A 6824-nucleotide genomic window follows, 5' to 3' on the forward strand; every position below is an offset into this window, starting at 1 on the left:
GACGTTCACTCTTCGCCCTCTTTTTCCTCCAACCCCCTTACATGGCTTCCTGTTGGGACTGAAATGGAATCCGGTCCGTTGCGTGCCCGCCTGTCGGTGTTGATGTTCGTGCAATATATGGGCATCGGCGCGTGGGCGGTCCCCGTGGCCACTTTTTTGCTGGCTTCCCCGGCCCAAGGGGGGCTGAACTTTTCCCCCAGCCAAACTTCGTGGATTTACAGCGCCTCGGCCTTTGTTGGCTTGGTCGCGCCGTTGATGCTCGGCTTGCTGGCCGACCGTCTGTTCGCGGCCGAGAAAGTCCTCGGGGTTTTGCAGTTTGGCGGCGCGGCCATCATGTTTTTTGCCGGAGAATATTGCCGGCAACGACAATTGGTGCTGCGAACGGCGGTTGATCTGGCGTTTGAAACGCGGGAAACCTTCAACACGCTTTTTCTGTTCATGCTGGCGAATGCCGTTGTGATGGTTCTCACCATTGCCCTTGGCAACGTCATCAGCTTTCGGAACCTGAAAAACCCGAAGAAATATTTCGGCAGCATCCGCCTCTTCGGCACGGTGTCTTGGATTGTTGTCAACATCGGGCTGGATGTGCTGGGATCGCCCTACTCTGTCCAACCGTTTTATTTGTCGGCCATTTGTTCGCTGATTGCGGGAATCTATGCTTTTACGTTGCCCCATACCCCACCGACCGGGCATGGCAAATCGTTCGGCGAAGCGATGGGGCTGCCCGCCCTCGGCATGTTCCGGCATTCCGGCTTTCGCGTGCTGATTATCTCCGCAATGTGCATGGCGGCCATCCAACAGTTTTACAGCGTCTACACCAACCCTTTCTTGAAGTCCCTCGGAGCCGGGAAACCGACGGCGTTGCAGACAATCTCGCAATTCTCCGAAGTGGCCTGCATGTTGTTGTTTCCGCTCGCCCTGTCTCGTTTCGGAATGAAGTGGACCCTTGGCGTGGGCATTTTCGGCTGGGTGGTTCGCAATGCGATTTTCGCTTCCGGTTCGCTGGGATTCATCAGCGCAATCGGCCTTCCCTTGCATGGCATGTGCTACACATTCTTTTTCATCGTGGCGAATGTTTATGTGGACCGGCAGGCTCCGAGTGATCTTCGGGCCAGTGCCCAGGGAATTTTCACGTTCATTTCCTCGGGCGTCGGCACTCTGATCGGCAATTTCGCCAGTGCTCGCGTGTTGCAAGACATGCGGGACGGGGGCGATGTCGAATGGACGCTGTTCTGGTTGATTCCGTGCGTTTCCGCGTTGATGGTGTTCCTGTTCTTTGTGATCTTTTACACTGAGAAGTCCCCGCTGACGGAACCCGCCCGGCCCATAGAACATCTGGCGCCCAATCCAGTCAGCTAGAGGCGTTTCGTGGCCAGGTTCTTCAAATATAAAACCGTGCCGGACTTGCTTGAGGAGAATGCCCGCCTCGGGATCGACATTCGCCTTTGCGATCAGTTGGAATATTTGGAAGACGGTGCCCGCGTTGGCGGCCGACTAGTCGGCAATCGCTGGTGTGTCCACCCAATGGAAGGCTGCGACGGCGAGCCGGACGGCCGACCGGGGGAACTCACCTATCGCCGTTACAACCGTTTCGGGGCGGGCGGGGCAAAACTCATTTGGGGCGAAGCCTGCGCCGTCAACGAAGAAGGTCGGGCCAATCCCCGGCAAATCGTTTTGAACGAGGCCACCAAAGACTGCTTCGCCAAATTGGTACATGACTGCCGCGAGCATCACCGCCGGGCCTGCGGCCGGGATGACGACTTTCTGTTTGGCCTGCAACTGACCCATTCTGGCCGTTACAGCTATCGTCGGCCGATCATCGCCATCCATGATCCGCTGCTGGACCCGCGGACCTTTGTCGACAAAACAACCGGCCGGAAAGTGGATGAATCTTACCCACTTATCACGGACGACGAATTGAGCCGATTGGTCGATGATTACGTGAAGGCCGCCCGGCTGGCCCGCGAGGTTGGTTTCGACTTCGTGGATGTGAAACAATGCCATCGCTATTTGCTGAACGAACTGCTTGGCGCCCGGCAACGGCCCGGCAAGTATGGCGGTTCTTTGGAAAACCGCACTCGGCTGGCCCGCGAGATTTTCCAAGCCATCCGGGCCGCCGAGCCGGATCTGATTCTGGCCACCCGGATGAATGTCTTCGACGGGATTCCTTTTCGCAAAGCAACTTCCGGGGATGGCGAAGCCGATGTGTTCGCATCGCCGGTGGTGAACGGTTGGGGCATGGCCCCGGAGAATCCACTGGCCGTTGATCTGGCCGAGCCGATCCTGTGGATTGCCGAGATGGAACGGCTGGGGGTGAGCCTCATCAATGTGACGTTGGGAAATCCCTACGCCCAACCGCATTTTGGCCGGCCGTTCGAGTATCCCCCGCCGGACGGATATGAATCACCGGAACATCCGCTTATCGGCGTGGACCGACATTTCCGCGTGACGGCCACCCTGCAACGCCACTTCCCCGCCCTGCCCTTCGTTGGCACAGGATACAGTTATTTGCAAGAATTTCTGCCCCAAGCCGGGGCGGCCAACCTGCGGGACAGCCGGGTGAGTTTCGTCGGCATCGGCCGGGCTTCGCTCGCCCAACCGGATGTTCCTCTCCAAGTAAAAAATCATGGTCGGCTCGACCGTCGCCGGGTGTGCCGCACCTTCAGTTATTGCACGGCCATCATGCGGGCGAAGGACCACCCATTGGGCCAATTCCCCACTGGTTGTCCTCCGTTCGACAAAGAAGCTTATGGCGATATTTGGAAAGATGTCCAACAACTCACAACTCGAACCCCGAAGTGAATCATGCGAGTGAATCCGGTCAAGAAAATGCTGAAGGAAGGCAAACCTGTCGTGGGTACCTGGCTGACGCTGGGGAACATCACGGCCAGCCGTTTTCTGGCCCGCATGGGCTTCGATTACTTGACCGTTGACATCGAACATAACGCGATGGGCATGGAAACCGCCACGCACATGTTCGGAGCCATTGCCGACTCCAAATGCACCGCCCTCGCCCGTGTCCCGGCCGCCAAGCACGACCACATTAAGCGAGTCTTGGACAACGGAGCCCACGGCGTCGTCGTCCCAATGGTGAACACCCGGCAGGAGGCCGAAGAATCGGTCGCTGCTTGCCTGTACCCGCCCAAGGGAACCCGCAGCGTCGGTGGCAGCGCGCATGCCCTGAACTTCGACACGACGGCCGCCGAGTATTTCCAGAAGGCCAACGACGAAATCCTGATCGTGCTCCAGTGTGAACACATCATGGCTGTCCGCAATTTTGAGGAAGTCTACGGTGTCCCTGGAGTGGACGCCGTGTTCGTCGGCCCGAACGACCTCGCCGCCAGCATGCGCACCCCGGACGGCAAGCCTCCCGCCCCGGACGCCTTCAAGGAAGCCCTGAAGACCATCCTCGAAGGCTGCAAAAAACTGAAGATCCCCGCTGGAATTCACACATTCAGCCCGGAAGAGGCAAAAATGCGAATCGCCGAGGGCTGGCAGTTTATCGCCATCAACAGCGAGCTCCGGTTCATGTCCGAAGGGGCCAAAAACGCGCTGGATGCCATCACCGGGAAGACGACAGAGAACGTGATTAAGTATTAAGTCGTGTTGATTCAAGGCTGGCAAAGTTCCGGCTTGCCAGCCTTGAATCAACACGACCTAACAGACAGAGATGATTTTGGGGGAAACCGTCACACTCGGGCCGCGAACGGAACCCTTTCGGTTGGAAACCTCCTCGACTCAAGTCCAATGACATCGCGAAACTTCTTGAAATCAGGCGTTTGCGACGACAAATGCCATTGATTGCCGAGTGTTGGTGTCGATATTGAGTTTGAAAACTGTCTCGTATGAGAACGGAACTGTTCCGCATCGCCTGCAAGATGGCGACCGGCAGCGGCAAAACGGTGGTGATGTCCATGCTCGTCGCCTGGCAGGTTCTCAACAAGAGACGCTACCCCACGACAAGCGATTCACGGATGCTTTCTTGATGGTCGCGCCGGGCATCACCATCCGGGACCGGCTGCGCGTGCTTCTGCCGTCCGATCCCAACAACTATTACAAGGAACTCGACATTGTCCCGGTCGAGCATCGGGCCGATTTGGGCACGGCGAAAATCGTCATCACCAATTTCCACGCCTTCAAATTCCGGGAAAAGGGGGACGCGGGTGGGCTGACCAAGCGCGTGCTGACAGTGAACACGCCGGGAGCCTTCACGGAATCGCCGGAAGAGATGGTCAACCGGGTTTGCAATGATTTGGGCCGGCATCGCGAAATCATGGTCATCAACGACGAGGCCCATCATTGCTATCGGGGCAAGCCTGTCGAGACCAAGGACAAGATGGCGCGGGAAGAGGCCGGCGAAGCAAAAGCCCGCGACGAGGAAGCCCGTTTGTGGATCACCGGATTGGAGGCGGTTCGCCGGAAGATCGGCATCAAGACTGTCTTTGACCTGTCGGCCACGCGTTTTTACTTGAAGGGTTCCGGCTACCCGAAGGGAACGCTGTTTCCGCGGGTCGTTTCCGACTTTTCGCTGATGGACGCCATTGAATATGGCATCGTCAAGATTCCGCGCGTGCCCATCGCCGACAACGCCATGACCGGCGATTATCCGAAGTACCGCAACCTGTGGGTGGACATCCGCGAGGGGTTGAAGGACGTGCGGGGCGGGCCGGAAGACGCCCACAAGCCCCCGCTGTTGCCGGGATTGCTGGAGGGGGCCATCAAAAGCCTGTGCGGGCACTACGCCCATAAGTTCGGCGAATGGGAGGCCGACGAGGAATCACGGGCCAACGGCAGCACCCCTCCCGTGTTCATCGTGGTGTGCAACAACACCAATGTGAGCAAGGCCGTTTTCGATTACGTCGCTGGTTACGAAACTGAGCATCGACACCCGGACGGCGAGCCGGTGGTCGCGCCCGGCGCCATTCTAGCTGTTCAACAACGAGAAGAACCAGCGCTGGCAGCATCGGCCGAACACGATTCTGGTGGACAGCCGGCAACTCGAATCCGGCGAGAGCATGTCCGACGACTTTCGGAAGATCGGCACGCATCAGATTGAAACTTCAAGACAGAATACCGCCGACGCTTCCCCGGACGCGACGCGGAAGACCTGAACGACGAAGACCTGATGCGCGAAGTCTTGAATACGGTTGGCAAGAAAGGGAAGTTCGGCGAACACATCCGCTGCGTCGTCTCCGTGTCCATGCTCACCGAAGGGTGGGACGCTCAGACTGTGAGCCACATTCTCGGAGTGCGGGCGTTCGGCACGCGGTTATTGTGCGAGCAAGTGATGGGTCGCGGGCTGCGACGGCGAAGTTACACCGTCGGCGATGATGGCCTGATGACCCCGGAGTATGCCGACATCTACGCGTGCCCTTCAGCGGTTTTCCGGTGGCGGGATTGCCCGAAGAGCGCACCCCGCCGACGCCGAAGCCGGGCAAGACCGCGCGAGCGGTCGCGGAACGGCTGGTGGAACGCCCGTGGCCGGAAATTCACTCCCGCGCGTCGTCGACTATCGCTTCGCTGTTTCGGCCGAGCGCCTGACGGCCAGATTTGTCAAGGCACACCGGGAAGTCCTCACGACGCAAGACATCCCGACGCATACCCTGAACGCGCCCATCGTGGGGGAGAATACAGAACCCACGATGGAAGAGACGAAGGAACTTCGTCAGCAATCGGTCACGTTCAAGCTGGCCACGCACTTGCAACAACACCATTTCCCGGACAAGACCTGGCTGTTCCCGCAATTGCTCGGCATCGTCCGCGACTGGCTCGGCGATATCGGCTCGTCCGGCGGGGCGTAGCGGTTGCGAGCGGAGATGCCATCGGCCGATTTCCTGGGAACCACGGCGGGCGTGTCGTTTGACACGGTCAAAGGCTGTTGGACCGCCGACGCGGCCAAATGCTATTTCAACCTCGTGCCGCAAGACAGCGATTGGGAAACCATTGTCTGCGAAAAGCTGGAAGGAATGAACGAGGTGCTGGCCTATGCGAAGAATCAGGGCATCGGCTTCCGCATTCCGTACACCATGACGGGCGGGCCGGGAACTATTACCTCGACCTCATCGTAAAGCTCGACGACGGCCACGGGACCGACGACTTGTTAAACCTCGTGCTGGAAGTCTCCGGGCAGAAGAAAAAAGAAAAGGACGCCAAGGTGCAAACCGCCCTGACCATGTGGGTCCCAGGGGTAAACAACTTGCGTACGTTCGGCCGATGGGCGTTCCTGGAGATCGATGGGTCCAATCTGCACAAGAGCAAGCAAGAAATTCGCAAGCTGCTCAAGGATCATTCGGCCTGATTTGCTCCCGTTTTCCAAGTCCCAAAGGTGCCATGATGGCCAAGAAGAAACCCGCGGCGAAGTCTTCGGTTCCGGTTGATGCCCATAAGCATGTCATCGATACCCGGCCGAGCATCCCCACTCGCGAGATGGCGGCCTTTGCCGATGATGACGGGCCGCAAAAATTTGTGGTCAACCGCAACCGCTCGCTTGATCCGCAAATTGTCTGGAAGGGGAAGGACGAACAGGACGCCAAACCGCTGGAAGTCCCGGTCGTGCCCATCCATGTGCAGGAGAAGATTCACCCGCAAGTGATTGTCGAGGATATCAAGCGGCGGGCCGCCAGCAAAGAGCCCGCCGGGTTGCATCAGGGCCGACCGCAAGCGAAAAGCGATGCGGACGCGGCTGGGCGGGCCGCCAGCAAAGAGCCCGCCGGGTTGCATCAGGCCGACTTGTTCGCCGACGATCGCGTTCAAAGCCGTCCTCAACGGCTTGCTTCGGATCGGCTTGGGTGGTGAAACGGCGGACGGGCATCTCGTGGCGCCTG

4 protein-coding genes and 1 pseudogene are annotated in these 6824 nt (G+C 58.7%); all 5 read left to right on the forward strand.

The annotated features are described in order from the left end of the window. Window positions 1–78 precede the first annotated feature (78 nt). The 5 genes and pseudogenes from BGIM_RS0108485 to BGIM_RS0108530 all read left to right on the forward strand — a co-directional run bounded on the left by BGIM_RS0108485 (window position 79) and on the right by BGIM_RS0108530 (window position 6795). Entirely contained in the window at window positions 79–1359 is a 1281-nt protein-coding gene (locus BGIM_RS0108485; RefSeq protein ID WP_157368681.1) for an MFS transporter, read from the forward strand. 9 nt (window positions 1360–1368) lie between these two features. Continuing rightward, on the forward strand, window positions 1369–2802 hold the full coding sequence (locus BGIM_RS0108490) for an oxidoreductase (RefSeq protein WP_020469363.1): 1434 nt from the start codon (window positions 1369–1371) through the stop codon (window positions 2800–2802). Window positions 2803–2805: 3 nt separating this feature from the next. After that, a complete protein-coding gene (locus BGIM_RS0108495; protein ID WP_020469364.1) occupies window positions 2806–3600 on the forward strand; it encodes an HpcH/HpaI aldolase family protein in 795 nt (264 codons plus the stop codon). A gap of 251 nt (window positions 3601–3851) precedes the next feature. Then, window positions 3852–6298: pseudogene (locus BGIM_RS68200) on the forward strand (DEAD/DEAH box helicase family protein); the annotation flags it as partial. Window positions 6299–6330: 32 nt separating this feature from the next. Beyond that, on the forward strand, window positions 6331–6795 hold the full coding sequence (locus BGIM_RS0108530) for a hypothetical protein (RefSeq protein ID WP_020469371.1): 465 nt from the start codon (window positions 6331–6333) through the stop codon (window positions 6793–6795). The last annotated feature ends 29 nt before the right edge of the window (window positions 6796–6824 follow it).

The sequence above is a fragment of the Zavarzinella formosa DSM 19928 genome, assembly GCF_000255705.1.
Taxonomy (GTDB): Bacteria; Planctomycetota; Planctomycetia; order Gemmatales; family Gemmataceae; genus Zavarzinella; species Zavarzinella formosa.